The sequence below is a fragment of the Pseudactinotalea sp. Z1732 genome (assembly GCF_049724975.1).
In the GTDB taxonomy this organism is placed as follows: Bacteria; Actinomycetota; Actinomycetes; order Actinomycetales; family Beutenbergiaceae; genus CALKWS01.
Genome location: NZ_JBMPQC010000004.1, coordinates 109,920 through 122,686, shown reverse-complemented (window position 1 = coordinate 122,686; position 12,767 = coordinate 109,920). Strand labels below are relative to the sequence as shown.

Genomic DNA, 12,767 nt, shown 5'->3' with positions numbered 1-12,767 from the left:
TCCTCAGCGCACCATCCGCACCAGGGTGAGACCGCCGAACTCCTGCGCCCGCCGGACCTGCCCGTCGGTGACGAAGTCGTGGCGGGCGTAGAACGACCGGGCCCGGGCATTGTCACGAGCCACCCAGAGGAAGCACGGCGCCTCACCCACTGCGCAGACGAGCAGGTCGTCGGCCACGCCGGTGCCGTAGTGCTGCTCCAGGACGTACAGACCGATGAGCTCCAGCGGCCGCACCTGTCCCGGGCCGGCGGCTTCGGCCCAGGAGAAACCCACCATCTGCCCGGCCCGCTCGGCTACCCAGTAGGCCGCGTGGCCCGGGTCGGCCAGTCTGCGGGCCCACTGCTCGGCCGCGTTGTCGGCGTGGGCCTGCACCACCTCGGCCGGAAGCAGGTCCGCGAACGCCTGCCGCCACGTTCTGATGTGCACCTGCGCCAGGATCTCGGCGTCTCCCGGTCCTGCCGATCGGATCGCCGCGCGCTGTCTGCCCTGTCTCACGATGAGGCAGACTACGCCATGTGCACGACTCCGACTGGGCCACCCGACGCACCGAAGCCGCCCGCATCCATGCCGAACGCCTTCAGGCGCGCAAAGACGTCGAGCACGAACGTGCTGAGTCGCTGCTACGGGAGTTCGTCACCGCCGCCACCCGTGCCGGCCTCGCGCCGCAGCCCTTGCGCGTGCGTGGGTACGGCGGCTCGGCGTCGGCACGCACCCCGCTGACCGGCTGGTACCTGCGAAGTGACGCCAGTGCGGGGGTGAGTACCGAGGCGGACTTCTACGTTCTGACCGCGCCGTTGAGCCTGCTGGACCGACTCCGTGGGGTACGGCCTGAGCCGGCCCGGCCACCGTTGGTGCTCGGCGCCGGCGGTAAGGACGGTGAGTCCATCGACCTGACCGAGGCGCTGGAGCGACTGCTGCCGGGCTGGCGCACACGGGACTGACCTCGTCGCTGCCGCTCAACCGCAGCGCTTGTACGCATTCAAATGCTGCGTTGGTACAACTGGGCGAGCGCCTCGGCCACGGCCGCCGGCTCCTCCACCGCGCTCAGGTGCCCGGCCCCCTGGACCACCACCGGTTCGGTTCCCAGGGCTCGCGCCATCGCCTCATGCGCCTCGGCGCCTGCCAGGGCGTCCTCCGAGCCGTACAGCACCAGGGCGGGCACCTGGAGGGTCTGCAACACCGCGAGCCGGTCCGGGCGCGTGGCCATTGCCCGCTGCGCGCCCGCGATGCCCTCCGGGGGCGCCTGGGCCAGCCAGTGCCGGACCTGCTCCACCACCTCTGACCTCTCGGCGCGCGAGGTCGGCCCGAGCAGGCCCTCGATCATCCCCGCGACCGCCTGCGCCCCGTCCGGGCCGAGGGCACGGTTCGCCACGGACAGTCGACCGGTGCGCGCCTCCACGGTGTCCTCCCCGGCCTTGGTGTCCAGCAGCCCCACGCCGGCGAGCAGGTCGGCGTGCCGCTGGGCCAACGCCATCAGGACGTATCCACCCATCGACAGACCCGCCACCACGGCCCGGGAGATCCCGGCATCCCGTAGCGCCCCGACGACGGCGTCGGCAAAGGACTCCAACGTCGCGCCGTCGGGCTCGGCCGCCTCCCGCGCCGCACCGAACCCGGGCAGGTCCACCGCCAGGACCGGGATCCGCGGGAGTTCGGCGATCACCTCGGCCCACATCTGCGAGTCCAACGGGAATCCGTGCAACAAAACCAGTGGTGGGCGACTGGCACCGGGCGACGGACCGTGATGATGGACGACGGCGACCATGGTGTCCCCTTCGACTGACACTGACTCCACTGCGCACTCACCGTCCAGACTAGAGCATTGCCCATCACGGCGGCATCTGCCCAACCGTGCCCCTGCGCCCGGGTGACAGGTCCGTCGGAGCCTGGTTTGCTGTGACTCATCGCGAGTCCGCGAGGTCAGACCAGCACCGGAGGGGTAATCCACGATGGGTGATGACATCTCCACTTCGACCTTCAGCCGCGAGCAGCGCCTGCGCTATCGGGAGAAGGTTCGACGCTGCCTGGACGTCTTCGCCCGGATGCTGGCGGAGGACGCCTTCCACACCGAGGTCCGCCTGACCGGACTGGAGATCGAACTGAACCTCGTCGACTCCTCCCTGCGGCCGGCGATGGCCAACGCCGAGGTACTCCGGTCGATTGCCGACCCAGCCTTCCAGACCGAACTCGCGCGCTACAACATCGAGTTGAACGTGCCGCCCCAACCTCTACCCGGTGATGCGGTGATCGACTTGGAGGAGCAGTTGCGCACCTCCATGAACGAGGCCGAGGCCAAGGCCGCCAAGCACGACGCCTCGATCGTGATGATCGGGGTGCTGCCCACCCTGCGCACCGAGGACCTGACCGGTGACTGGATGAGTGCGAACGAGCGGTACCGGGCCCTGGAGGAGGCGATCTTCTCCTCCCGACGCGAGGACATCGAACTCGACATCAGCGGGGTTGAGCACCTGCGCATGCTCACCCCGACGATCGCCCCGGAGTCGGCCTGCACCTCGGTGCAGTTGCACCTGCAGGTCACTCCCGACGCCTTCGCGCCCACCTGGAACGCCGCCCAACTCCTGGCCGGGCCGCAACTCGCCCTGGGTGCCAACTCGCCGTTCCTGTTCGGCAAGCACCTGTGGGCCGAGACCCGCACCGAACTGTTCCTCCAGGCCACCGATACCCGCTCGCCCGAGTTGCGCAACCAGGGGGTCCGCCCGGTGGTCTACTTCGGGGACCGCTGGATCACCTCGATCTTCGACCTGTTCGAGGAGAACGTGCGTTACTACCCCGCCCTGCTGCCCGAGACCACCGAGGAAGACCCCGAGGCGGAACTCGCCGCGGGCCGGGCGCCGAGGTTGCAGGAACTGCGCCTGCACAACGGCACCGTGTACCGCTGGAACCGTCCGATCTATGACGTGGTCGAGGGGCGCCCGCACCTGCGGGTGGAGAATCGTGTCCTGCCGGCCGGGCCGACGGTGGTGGACGTGCTGGCCAATGCCGCGTTCTACTACGGCGCCGTGGAGATGCTGTCCGTCGACGACCGGCCGGCCTGGACCAAGATGTCCTTCGAGGCGGCCCGTTCGAATTTCGCTGAGGGCGCCCGTGCCGGCGTGGACGCCAGGTTCTATTGGCCAGGGTACGGCGAGGTGCCGTGGGACGAACTGATGGTGCGCCACCTGCTGCCATTGGCTGCCGAGGGGCTGACCCGACGGCGGGTCTCGGCGCGGGTGGTGGACCGGTACCTGGGCATCGTGGAGGAGCGCTGCAAACTGCGCCGCAACGGGGCCTGGTGGCAGGCCGAAGCCGTTCGCCGACTGGAGTCTTCGGGGATGGACCGCGATGAGGCCCTGGTACGGATGCTCGGTCTCTACACCGAGGGGATGCACAGCAATGAGCCGGTGCACACCTGGGACCTGCCGTGACCGGGCTGCCTTGACCGGGACGCTCGAACGGACCTGCCCGCCGCTACCCGAACCGCCGCGCCCGCCAGCAACCGGTGTGCCAGTGCCGCCGTTCGGCCAGGCCTGCCTCAGCGCCGAACAAGTGCTCCTCGGTCCAGGCGACCACATGTTCGATTCCTGCCGGAATGGTGTGCATGCAGCCGGGGCAGATGTAATCCTTCTGCCCCCCTGCCAGGGTCCGCACCCGCCAGCGCAGCCCGTCCGGACCCGTCTCCGTGCGCGTCATCCCACGCAGCACCATGTCCGGGTCCAGTTCCCGGTGCGGATCGCGGTAGGGACGGCGGCGGGATCGGCGGGCCATCCACCCATTGTGGCCCACGTGTGGCAGGAGGCTCGGCCCAGTTCGATCATGCGTGAACTGGTCCGGCGCCACGGGCAGTGCACCCGAACCCCGCGGGCCCGCGCACCGGAACTCCAACTCCTCAGAACAGGCGTGAACTGGGGTCATCCACCCCGCGCATGGCGTCGTAGTCCAGCACCATGCACCGGATTCCGCGGTCGGTGGCCAGCACTCGGGCCTGCGGCTTGATCTCCTGGGCGGCGAACACGCCCTGCACCGGGGCCAGCAGTGGGTCCCGGTTGAGCAGTTCCAGGTAGCGGGTCAGTTGCTCCACGCCGTCGATGTCGCCACGCCGCTTGATCTCCACCGCCACCGCCGCGCCCGCGTCGTCCCGCGCCAGGATGTCCACCGGTCCGATCGCGGTGGGGTACTCGCGACGCACCAGGGCGTGCCCGGGGCCGAGCAGGTCGATCTGCTCGGCCAGCAGAGCCTGCAGATGTGCCTCAACGCCGTCCTTGATCAATCCCGGGTCGACACCCAGGTCCACCGAGGTGTCGGAGATGATCCGATGCAGCACGATCCGCAACTGGTCATCGCTCTTGGTGGCCTGCACGGTCCACACCTGGCTGGCGCCGGCTTCGGCTTCGGCGCCCTCGGCCGGCGCGGTGGTGAGCGTGCACGGCGGGCTCATCCAGTTCAGCGGCTTGTAGGAACCGCCGTCGGAGTGCACCAGCACCGACCCGTCGGCCTTGACCATCAGCAACCGGGGCGCCAGCGGTAGGTGCGCACTGAGCCGGCCGGAATAGTCCACGGCGCACTCGGCGACGACGATCCGCACGGTCCTGCCTCAACTCCTCAGATGGTCTCGTTCGCCGACCTGGGTGGGGCGGCCTCGAGCCAGGACACCAGGCCGTCCAGGGCGCTGCTCTGCGCGGCCAGGTAGAACTCACTGTTCTCGTGCCGGCAGTGCATCTCCACCACCCGGCTGGCCCTGCCATCGATCTGCCGATTCCGGCGGGCCAGTAACACCAACTCCTCCCGGTCCCAGCGGCGGCTCGGGCGCAACGACAGGGAGACCACCCGGTGCCAGTCCAGACCGGAGCGGGTGTAGGTGGCGATCCCGGCGTGCCAGTGCTCGCCCTCCCGGACCGCGCACTCGAAGGATCCGACCCGGCGCCCCAGTGCGTGCAGGCGCCACAGCAACAACCCGGCGACGAGCAGACTGGCCGCCAGGAGCCCGCCGATCCAGATCAGTGCGGTGGCCATCGCCTCCCCGGTCCGTGTACGTCAGTCCTGCCCAGGTGTCTGGACCTGGGGCGCCCCGTCGATGTCGGCGGTGCTGGGGTCGATGACCACGGTGACCTGATCCTGGTCCACGGACAGGAAACCTCCGTCGACCTGCATCTCCATGTCCTGGTCCTCGATGGCATCGATCCGGATCTTCCCGGTGCGCAGCACCGCGAGCACCGGCTGGTGCCCGGTCAGGATACCGAGATCGCCGTCCGAAGCCGGGACAGAGACCGACCTTGCCTGGCCCTCCCACAAGAGGCGCTCGGCGGAGACCACTTCCACAGTCAGTGGCACGTCGCCCTCCTTCTTCTCGTCACTCGCTCTGGCTCGGTCAGCGCAGTTCGGACTGGATCCGGTCCCAGTTGCGTTCCAGGTCCTCCAGGCCACCAATGTTGTAGAAGGCCTGCTCGGCGACGTGGTCGTACTCACCGTCGGCGATCTTGCCGAACGCCTCGACCGTCTCGCTCAGCGGCACGGTCGAGCCGACCACACCGGTGAACTTCTCGGCCATGTAGGTGTTCTGGGACAGGAACTGCTCGATCCGCCGGGCCCGGTTCACCGTGATCTTGTCCTCCTCGGACAACTCATCGATACCCAGGATGGCGATGATGTCCTGCAGTTCCTTGTTCTTCTGCAGGATGGCCTTCACCCGGGTGGCCACGCGATAGTGGTCCTCGCCCAGGTAGCGCGGGTCCATGATCCGGCTGGTCGAGGCCAACGGGTCCACCGCGGGGTAGAGCCCACGCGAGGCGATGTCACGGGACAGTTCCGTGGTGGCGTCCAGGTGGGCGAACGTCGTGGCCGGCGCCGGGTCGGTGTAGTCGTCGGCGGGCACGTAGATCGCCTGCAGCGAGGTGATCGAGTGCCCCCGGGTGGAGGTGATCCGCTCCTGCAGCTGGCCCATCTCATCGGCCAGGTTCGGCTGGTAGCCCACCGCCGAGGGCATCCGTCCCAGCAGCGTGGAGACCTCCTGGCCGGCCTGGGTGAAGCGGAAGATGTTGTCGATGAACAGCAGCACGTCCTGCTTCTGCACGTCCCGGAAGTACTCCGCCATGGTCAGCGCCGAGAGCGCCACCCGCAGCCGGGTGCCCGGCGGTTCATCCATCTGGCCGAAGACCAGCGCGGTCTTGTCGAAGACGCCGGCCTCCTCCATCTCCACGATCAGGTCGTTGCCTTCACGGGTGCGCTCACCAACGCCGGCGAATACCGACACACCACCGTGGTCCTGGGCCACCCGCTGGATCATCTCCTGGATCAGCACGGTCTTGCCCACACCGGCGCCCCCGAACAGGCCGATCTTGCCGCCCAGCACGTACGGGGTGAGCAGGTCGATCACCTTGATGCCGGTCTCGAACATCTGGGTCTTGGACTCCAGTTGGTCGAAGGCCGGTGGCTGGCGGTGGATCGACCAGCGCTCGGTGACGTCCAGGGTCTCGCCCTCTTCGAGGTTGAGCGGCTCACCGATCACGTTGAACACCTTGCCCTTGGTGACATCACCAACCGGCACGGTGATCGACTCACCGGTGTCGCGCACCTCCGCACCGCGGACCAGGCCGTCGGTGGGCTTGAGCGCGATCGCCCGGACCAGGTTGTCCCCCAGGTGCTGGGCGACCTCCAGGGTCATCTCGGTGCCGGCGTCGTCGGCACCCATGGTGATGGTGGTCTTCAGGGCGTTGTACATCTCCGGCAGGGCGTCCGGGGGAAACTCGATGTCGACGACGGGGCCGATCACCCGAGCAACCCGGCCCACGCCCGGCTCACGCTCGGTGGTGTCCGGGCCGGCGGTCTCGGTGGCAGTCATAGTGGCGTCCTTCTCCTGTGGTGGGCTTAGCTCGCGGCCATGGAGTCTGCACCCGAGACGATCTCGCTGATCTCCTGGGTGATCTCCGCCTGCCGGGCCTGGTTGGCCAGCCGCGTGTAGTTACGAATGAGGTCTTCGGCGTTCTCGGTGGCCGTGTGCATGGCCCGCTGGCGAGCTGCCAGTTCGGAGGCACTGGCCTGCATCATCGATGAGAAGATCCGGATCCGGATGTACCGGGGCAGCAGGGCGTCCAGCACCTCATCGGCGTCGGGTTCGAAGTCGTACAGCGGTAGGGCATCGGTGCCGGGCTCGGCCACCCCCTCCACCACCTCCAGTGGCAGCATCCGGACCACCTGGGGCTCCTGGGAGACCATGGTCCGGAACCGGGTGTACACCACGTGCAACTCGCCGACACCGCCTTGCTCAGGGTCGGTCAGGAACGCCCGCAGCAGGGTATCGGCCACCTCGTTGGCCCGGTCCAGACTGGGTGAATCGGAATCACCGGTCCACGACTTCACGATGCTGCGCTGACGGAAGGTGTAGAAACTCACCCCGCGCCGGCCGAGCACGTACAGGTCGATTTCCTTGCCCTCGTCCTGCAGATGCTCGCGCAGCCGCTCGGCCTCGCGCAGCACCATCGCCGAGTACGCACCGGCCATCCCTCGGTCCGAGGTGATGACCAGCATCGCGACCCTGCTGGTGTCCTCGCGCTCGGAGGTGAGCGGGTGGGCGATGTCGGTGTGGGTGGCCACCGCCGAGACTGCACGGGTGATCGCGCGCGTGTAGGGCACGGTCTGCAGGGCGCGGTCACGGGCCTTACCGATCCGTGAGGCCGCGATCAACTCCATCGCCCGGAACATCTTCTTCAGAGTCTGGGTGGAGCGGATGCGCTGCTTGTATACCCGTTGGGACACTGCCATTGGTCAGCCCCGCTTCTGCCCGACGATCTGCTCCTGGTCGATGTCGACCTCCGGATCGTCCTCCACCTCGTGCCCCACCGGGGACTTGCCATTGGTACCCAGGAAGGTGTCGCGGTAGTCCTCCACGGCCTTGGTCATCGCCTCGATCGTGGAGTCCTCGAGTTTGCCGGTCTTCTCGATCTCATCGAGTACGTCGGTGGTACGCCCGACGTGGTCGAGCATCTCCCGCTCGAACCGGACCACGTCATCGAGTTCGACCTGGTCCAGGTACCCCTTGGTTCCGGCCCAGATCGACACGACCTGCTCGGCCACCGGGTAGGGGGTGTACTGGGGCTGCTTGAGCAGTTCCATCAGCCGGGCACCGCGGGTGAGTTGCTGGCGCGAGGCGGGGTCCAGGTCGGAGGCGAACATCGCGAAGGCCTCCAGCGAGCGGTACTGGGCCAGGTCCAGCTTCAGCGTTCCGGAGACCGCCTTCATCGCCTTCACCTGAGCATCGCCACCGACCCGGGAGACCGAGATCCCCACGTCCACCGCTGGGCGCTGGTTGGCGTTGAACAGGTCCGACTGCAGGAAGATCTGCCCGTCGGTGATCGAGATGACGTTGGTCGGGATGTAGGCCGAGACGTCGTTGGCCTTGGTCTCGATGATCGGCAGCCCGGTCATCGAACCCCCACCGAGTTCATCGGAGAGCTTGGCGCACCTCTCCAGCAGCCGGGAGTGCAGGTAGAACACGTCACCGGGGTAGGCCTCACGGCCCGGGGGCCGGCGCAGCAGCAGCGAGACCGCACGGTAGGCCTCGGCCTGCTTGGACAGGTCGTCGAAGATGATCAGTACGTGCTTACCGCCGTACATCCAGTGCTGGCCGATCGCCGAGCCGGTGTAGGGAGCGATGTACTTGAACCCGGCCGGGTCCGAGGCCGGGGCAGCCACGATGGTGGTGTACTCCAGCGCGCCGGCGTCCTCCAGGGCGCCGCGCACCGAGGCAATGGTGGAACCCTTCTGACCCACCGCCACGTAGATGCAGCGGACCTGCTTGGTCGGGTCACCGGAGTCCCAGTTGGCCTTCTGGTTGATGATCGTGTCCAGGGCGATCGCGGTCTTCCCGGTCTGCCGGTCACCGATGATCAACTGCCGCTGGCCACGGCCGATCGGAATCATCGAGTCGATGGCCTTCATCCCGGTCTGCAGCGGCTCGTGCACGCTCTTGCGCATCATCACCCCGGGTGCCTGCAGCTCAAGCTCACGCCGGCCATCGGTCTCGACCTCGCCGAGGCCGTCCAGCGGCTGGCCCAGTGGGTCCACCACGCGACCCAGGTAGCCATCCCCCACCGGAACGCTCAGCACCTCACCGGTGCGGCGAACCTGCTGGCCCTCCTCGATCCCGGCGAACTCACCCAGGATCACCACACCGATGTGGCGCACGTCCAGGTTCAGCGCCAGGCCCAGGCTGCCGTCCTCGAAGCGCAGCAGTTCGTTGGCCATCGCGCCGGGCAGACCCTCGACCTGGGCGATTCCGTCGCCGGCCAGGATCACGGTGCCGACTTCCTCGGCCACGCTGGTTGCCGGCTCGTAGGATTGCACGAAGGAATCCAGCGCCGAGCGGATCTCCTCGGGCTTGATCGTCAACTCAGCCATCGTTTCTCGTCCTTTTCTCCTGACCGCCACGGTGGGCGATCGTTTCGTCTCGTTCAGCCGGCCAGGCGCCGGCGGGCGTCGTCCAAGCGGGTCAGTATGGTGCCGTCCAGCACGTCGTCACCGATCTGGATCCTCACCCCACCCAGCACCGTGGGGTCCACAGCCACGTTCACCTGGACCTGGCGCCCGTAGGAGCGGGCCAGGATCTCTCCGAGCCGGTCCCGTTGGGCGGTGGTCAGCGGGGTGGCGGCCGTCACCACGGCCACCAGCCGACGACGACGGTGCGCCGCCAGCTCGCTGATCTCGGTCAGTGCCGCCGCCAGCGAAGCATGCCGGACGCTGCCCAGCGAGCGGTCCAGCAAGGTGGCCGTGGCGGGGCTGACCTTGTCGGCGAACACGGTGCGCAGCAATTCCTGCCGCCGGCTCACCGGAATCGCAGAGTCCGCCAGCGCCAGCCGCAGTTCGCGGTTGGCGGCGAGCAGACGTCCCACCCGGAACACCTCGTCCTCGACCTGCTCCAGGGAGTCGGCGGCAGAGGCGCTGGCCAGCATCGAGTCGATCGCGAGTTGGGACAACGCGTCGGCGATGTCGCCCTCGGACGACCAGCGACTGCGGGCCATCCCCGAGACCAGGTCCACCACGGCCTCGGAGACCTTGTTTCCGAGCAGGTCGGCCACCACCTGGGCCTTGTCCGCTCCGTCCCGGCCCGGGTCGGTCAGGGCGCGGCGCAGTGCCGCCGAGCCGTCCAGCACGTCCACGACGGCGAACAACTCGGTGCCCAACTCCAGCGCGTTCTCTCCGGCATCGGCCAGCACGGACTCCCACCGCTGCTCGGCCGCCTCCAGGGAGGCCTGACTACTTGCCCGCATCACTTCTCCTGGTCAGCCGGGCCGGTGTCAGCCGAGACACCGGCGTCAGCGAGTTCCTGCTCGCCGGTGCCGGACTCCAACTCATCCAGGAAACGATCGATCACCCGCGACTGGCGGGCATCGTCGGCCAGTGCCTCCCCGATGATCCGTGAGGAGAGCTCCGTGGCAAGCCCCCCGATCTCGGAGCGCAGTGACACCACCGCGCTGCGGCGCTCGGCCTCGATCTGCCGGTTCGCGGTTTCGACCAGACGGGTCGCCTCCGCCTTGGCCTGCTCGCGCGCCTCGGCCACGATCTGGGCGGCCTGGGCGTTGGCGTCCTCCCGGATCTCCGCCGCTTCGCGACGAGCCCGGGCCAACTCCTCCTGCCGTTCGCTCTTGGCCGCCGCGGCATCCTCCTGAGCCTGCTCGGCCAGCGCCAGCCCGCCCTCGATCTTGGCGGCGCGCTCGTCCAGGACCGCGTTGATCCGCGGCAGCAGGAACTTGTAGAAGAAGAAGCCGATGATCACCAGGACGACGAGCGACCAGAGTATGTCGTAGCCCGGGGGCACGAACAGGTTCGGCTCGTACTCGTCCGCCTGGATCACAGCGGGTGACTGGATGTACTGCATGGGCACCTCTTTCAGCGTTGTGCTGGTATCAGAGGATGATGCCCGCGACCAGACCCAGCAGGCCGAGCACCTCGATCAGACCGGCACCGATGATCATGTTCCGGAAGAGCTGGCCGGACACCTCGGGCTGACGCGCGGTGGCCGCCTGGGTCTGGCCGATCATGATGCCCAGACCCACACCGGGTCCGAGGGTCGCAAGACCGTAACCGATGGTGGCGATGTTGCCGGTGACGTTGCTATCCACTGTGTTTCCTTCCTATGGCGCCCGGGCTGGGCGTCGGTGGTGTAGTTCAGGGTAGTTCGGTGAGACGAACATGGGGCCGGGCGTTCCCGGCCCGGCCCGTCAGTGGTCTTCCAACGCGAAATTGAGGTAGACCGCGGACAAGATGGTGAAGATGAAGGCCTGAAGGGCCGAGATGAACACTTCCAGGACCGTGATGAACAGGCCACCGAACAGCGTCACCGGGGCGAACACGGTCATCCCCGCGCTGGCCTCCAGGAGCAGGAAGTGGGTCGCGGCGAATGCCAGCACCAGCATCAGGTGCCCGGCGACCATGGCCACGGTGAGACGGAGGGTGAGCGTGGCCGGCCGCAGGATGAATACCTGCAGGATCTCGATCGGGGTGATGATGAAGTACATCGGCCACGGGATGCCCGGGGGGAACAGTTGGCCCCTGAGGTACTTGCCCAGCCCCTGGGCCCGCACACCGGCGGCAAGGTAGGTCAGCAGCACCCACACCGCCATCACCAACGGTAGGCCGACCCGCGAGGTGCCACCGATGTTCAGGAACGGGATCACGCTGGCCAGGTTCATCGCCAGGATCGTCACGAAGATGACCGTGAGCATCGGCAGGAAGGGCTTGGCCCGCTCCTTGCCCATGATCTGCTCCACGATCTGGAGACGGACGAAGTCCACCAGCAGTTCCACGACCGCCTGACCGCGGCCGGGCACCAGCGTCACCCGGCGGACCGCCAGCCACAGCAGCAGCAGCAGGACGGCGGCCACGACGAGGCGGACCAGCATCAGCCGGTCGAAGGCGAACCAGCCGTCCGGCTGTCCGAAGATCATCTCCGGGAAGAATTCCTCCATCCCGGGGGCGTGGAACTCGGCGGGGTCGTCAGCGGCCGCGACGAGGGGCATGGGGGCAGCGGCGGACAGGACTCTCTCCCTCAGATGCGTGGCCTGGGAACCTCCGGCCCGTGACCTCGCTCAGAGGCAGGTCAGGGGCAGGGCGACAGGCGCGGGGGTGGGAATACGGCGATCAGCCTACCTGATCCTGATCCCTCCCGTGTTCACCGCCGGGGTCCTTCCCCGCGGTGGCGTCCGGGCCGGGCGCATCGTCGGGCGATGCCGCGGACGTCACCGTCGGTTCCTGGTCGGCGTCGACGGGGAATCCGGGCCGCAGCGGTGCGCGCCGGGACAGGTCGACGGCGGGCAGCGGGGTCCGGATGACTGTGACCAACTCCACCGCGACCAGGGTCAGGGCGAGCAGGATCAGCACCCCGACGAAGGTCTCCCGGTGGTAGAAGTCCAGGTTTCGCAACCACAGCAGTAGCACCAGGACCACCGCCATCTTGATGATCCACCCACCCAGCAGCACCAGTTGGAGCAGTTCAGGGCCGCGGCCGACCACCAGGTAGATCAGCAGCACGGTGGTCCCCGTGAAGAAGAGGCCGATCCCGGCGGCTACCAGTGCCGCCCATACGCCCGGCACCTGGGCGATCAGATATCCGATCCCGCTTCCCAGGACCGCGCCGATTACAGTGGCCAGCAACATCCGGCGCAGCACGGTGCGGATCATGTCGAGCATGGCGCTGGTGCGCACCACGGCGTCGTTGAGAAAGACGGGTTCGTTCACGAGGTGAGGTCCTTGACCGTTCGGGGAGGGGCGGTGCGGTG

At 68.1% G+C, this 12,767-nt stretch carries 16 protein-coding genes; 2 read left to right on the top strand and 14 right to left on the bottom strand.

Going from position 1 to position 12,767, the window contains the following annotated elements; all coding sequences use genetic code 11:
- Positions 1–3: 3 nt before the first annotated feature.
- Positions 4–495 (bottom strand): N-acetyltransferase family protein, encoded by a 492-nt coding sequence (locus ACPL7H_RS09910; RefSeq protein WP_424796768.1) that lies wholly within the window; start codon positions 493–495, stop codon positions 4–6.
- Positions 496–515: 20 nt separating this feature from the next.
- On the opposite strand from ACPL7H_RS09910, the gene ACPL7H_RS09905 reads away from it, so the two are divergent.
- Positions 516–941: a hypothetical protein gene (locus tag ACPL7H_RS09905; RefSeq protein ID WP_424796767.1), complete on the top strand. Its 426-nt coding sequence runs from the start codon at positions 516–518 to the stop codon at positions 939–941.
- A gap of 38 nt (positions 942–979) precedes the next feature.
- Here ACPL7H_RS09905 and ACPL7H_RS09900 read toward each other — a convergent pair whose 3' ends face one another.
- Positions 980–1,765, bottom strand: a complete 786-nt coding sequence (locus ACPL7H_RS09900) for an alpha/beta fold hydrolase (RefSeq protein WP_424796766.1) — start codon at positions 1,763–1,765, stop codon at positions 980–982.
- Between the two features lie 184 nt (positions 1,766–1,949).
- On the opposite strand from ACPL7H_RS09900, the gene ACPL7H_RS09895 reads away from it, so the two are divergent.
- Positions 1,950–3,425, top strand: coding sequence for a glutamate-cysteine ligase family protein (locus ACPL7H_RS09895; RefSeq protein WP_424796765.1), 1,476 nt, complete (start codon positions 1,950–1,952; stop codon positions 3,423–3,425).
- A gap of 43 nt (positions 3,426–3,468) precedes the next feature.
- Here the strand turns inward: ACPL7H_RS09895 and ACPL7H_RS09890 are convergent, their stop codons facing one another.
- The 12 genes from ACPL7H_RS09890 to ACPL7H_RS09835 all read right to left on the bottom strand — a co-directional run bounded on the left by ACPL7H_RS09890 (position 3,469) and on the right by ACPL7H_RS09835 (position 12,726).
- Positions 3,469–3,765, bottom strand: coding sequence for a hypothetical protein (locus ACPL7H_RS09890; RefSeq protein WP_424788571.1), 297 nt, complete (start codon positions 3,763–3,765; stop codon positions 3,469–3,471).
- Positions 3,766–3,886: 121 nt separating this feature from the next.
- Entirely contained in the window at positions 3,887–4,582 is a 696-nt protein-coding gene (gene nucS / locus ACPL7H_RS09885) for an endonuclease NucS (protein ID WP_424796764.1), read from the bottom strand.
- A 17-nt stretch (positions 4,583–4,599) separates the two neighbouring features.
- Positions 4,600–5,010: a DUF2550 family protein gene (locus tag ACPL7H_RS09880; protein WP_424796763.1), complete on the bottom strand. Its 411-nt coding sequence runs from the start codon at positions 5,008–5,010 to the stop codon at positions 4,600–4,602.
- A 21-nt stretch (positions 5,011–5,031) separates the two neighbouring features.
- Positions 5,032–5,328, bottom strand: coding sequence for a F0F1 ATP synthase subunit epsilon (locus ACPL7H_RS09875; RefSeq protein ID WP_424796762.1), 297 nt, complete (start codon positions 5,326–5,328; stop codon positions 5,032–5,034).
- 37 nt (positions 5,329–5,365) lie between these two features.
- Positions 5,366–6,835: a F0F1 ATP synthase subunit beta gene (atpD, locus tag ACPL7H_RS09870; RefSeq protein WP_424788575.1), complete on the bottom strand. Its 1,470-nt coding sequence runs from the start codon at positions 6,833–6,835 to the stop codon at positions 5,366–5,368.
- A 26-nt stretch (positions 6,836–6,861) separates the two neighbouring features.
- On the bottom strand, positions 6,862–7,755 hold the full coding sequence (locus tag ACPL7H_RS09865) for a F0F1 ATP synthase subunit gamma (RefSeq protein WP_424796761.1): 894 nt from the start codon (positions 7,753–7,755) through the stop codon (positions 6,862–6,864).
- Positions 7,756–7,758: 3 nt separating this feature from the next.
- The gene (gene atpA / locus ACPL7H_RS09860) at positions 7,759–9,390 is read right to left on the bottom strand and encodes a F0F1 ATP synthase subunit alpha (protein WP_424788577.1); all 1,632 of its coding nucleotides are present in this window, start codon (positions 9,388–9,390) and stop codon (positions 7,759–7,761) included.
- Positions 9,391–9,443: 53 nt separating this feature from the next.
- On the bottom strand, positions 9,444–10,259 hold the full coding sequence (locus ACPL7H_RS09855) for a F0F1 ATP synthase subunit delta (RefSeq protein WP_424796760.1): 816 nt from the start codon (positions 10,257–10,259) through the stop codon (positions 9,444–9,446).
- Positions 10,259–10,867, bottom strand: a complete 609-nt coding sequence (locus ACPL7H_RS09850; protein WP_424796759.1) for a F0F1 ATP synthase subunit B — start codon at positions 10,865–10,867, stop codon at positions 10,259–10,261. Before ACPL7H_RS09850 ends, ACPL7H_RS09855 begins: the two co-directional genes overlap by 1 nt.
- 28 nt (positions 10,868–10,895) lie before the next feature.
- Positions 10,896–11,111 (bottom strand): ATP synthase F0 subunit C, encoded by a 216-nt coding sequence (gene atpE / locus ACPL7H_RS09845; protein ID WP_424788580.1) that lies wholly within the window; start codon positions 11,109–11,111, stop codon positions 10,896–10,898.
- Positions 11,112–11,210: 99 nt separating this feature from the next.
- Positions 11,211–12,008 carry a F0F1 ATP synthase subunit A gene (gene atpB, locus ACPL7H_RS09840; RefSeq protein WP_424796758.1) on the bottom strand — a complete coding sequence of 266 codons (798 nt, stop codon included), beginning with the start codon at positions 12,006–12,008 and terminating at the stop codon, positions 11,211–11,213.
- 121 nt (positions 12,009–12,129) lie between these two features.
- Positions 12,130–12,726 (bottom strand): hypothetical protein, encoded by a 597-nt coding sequence (locus tag ACPL7H_RS09835; protein WP_424796757.1) that lies wholly within the window; start codon positions 12,724–12,726, stop codon positions 12,130–12,132.
- Positions 12,727–12,767 lie beyond the last annotated feature (41 nt).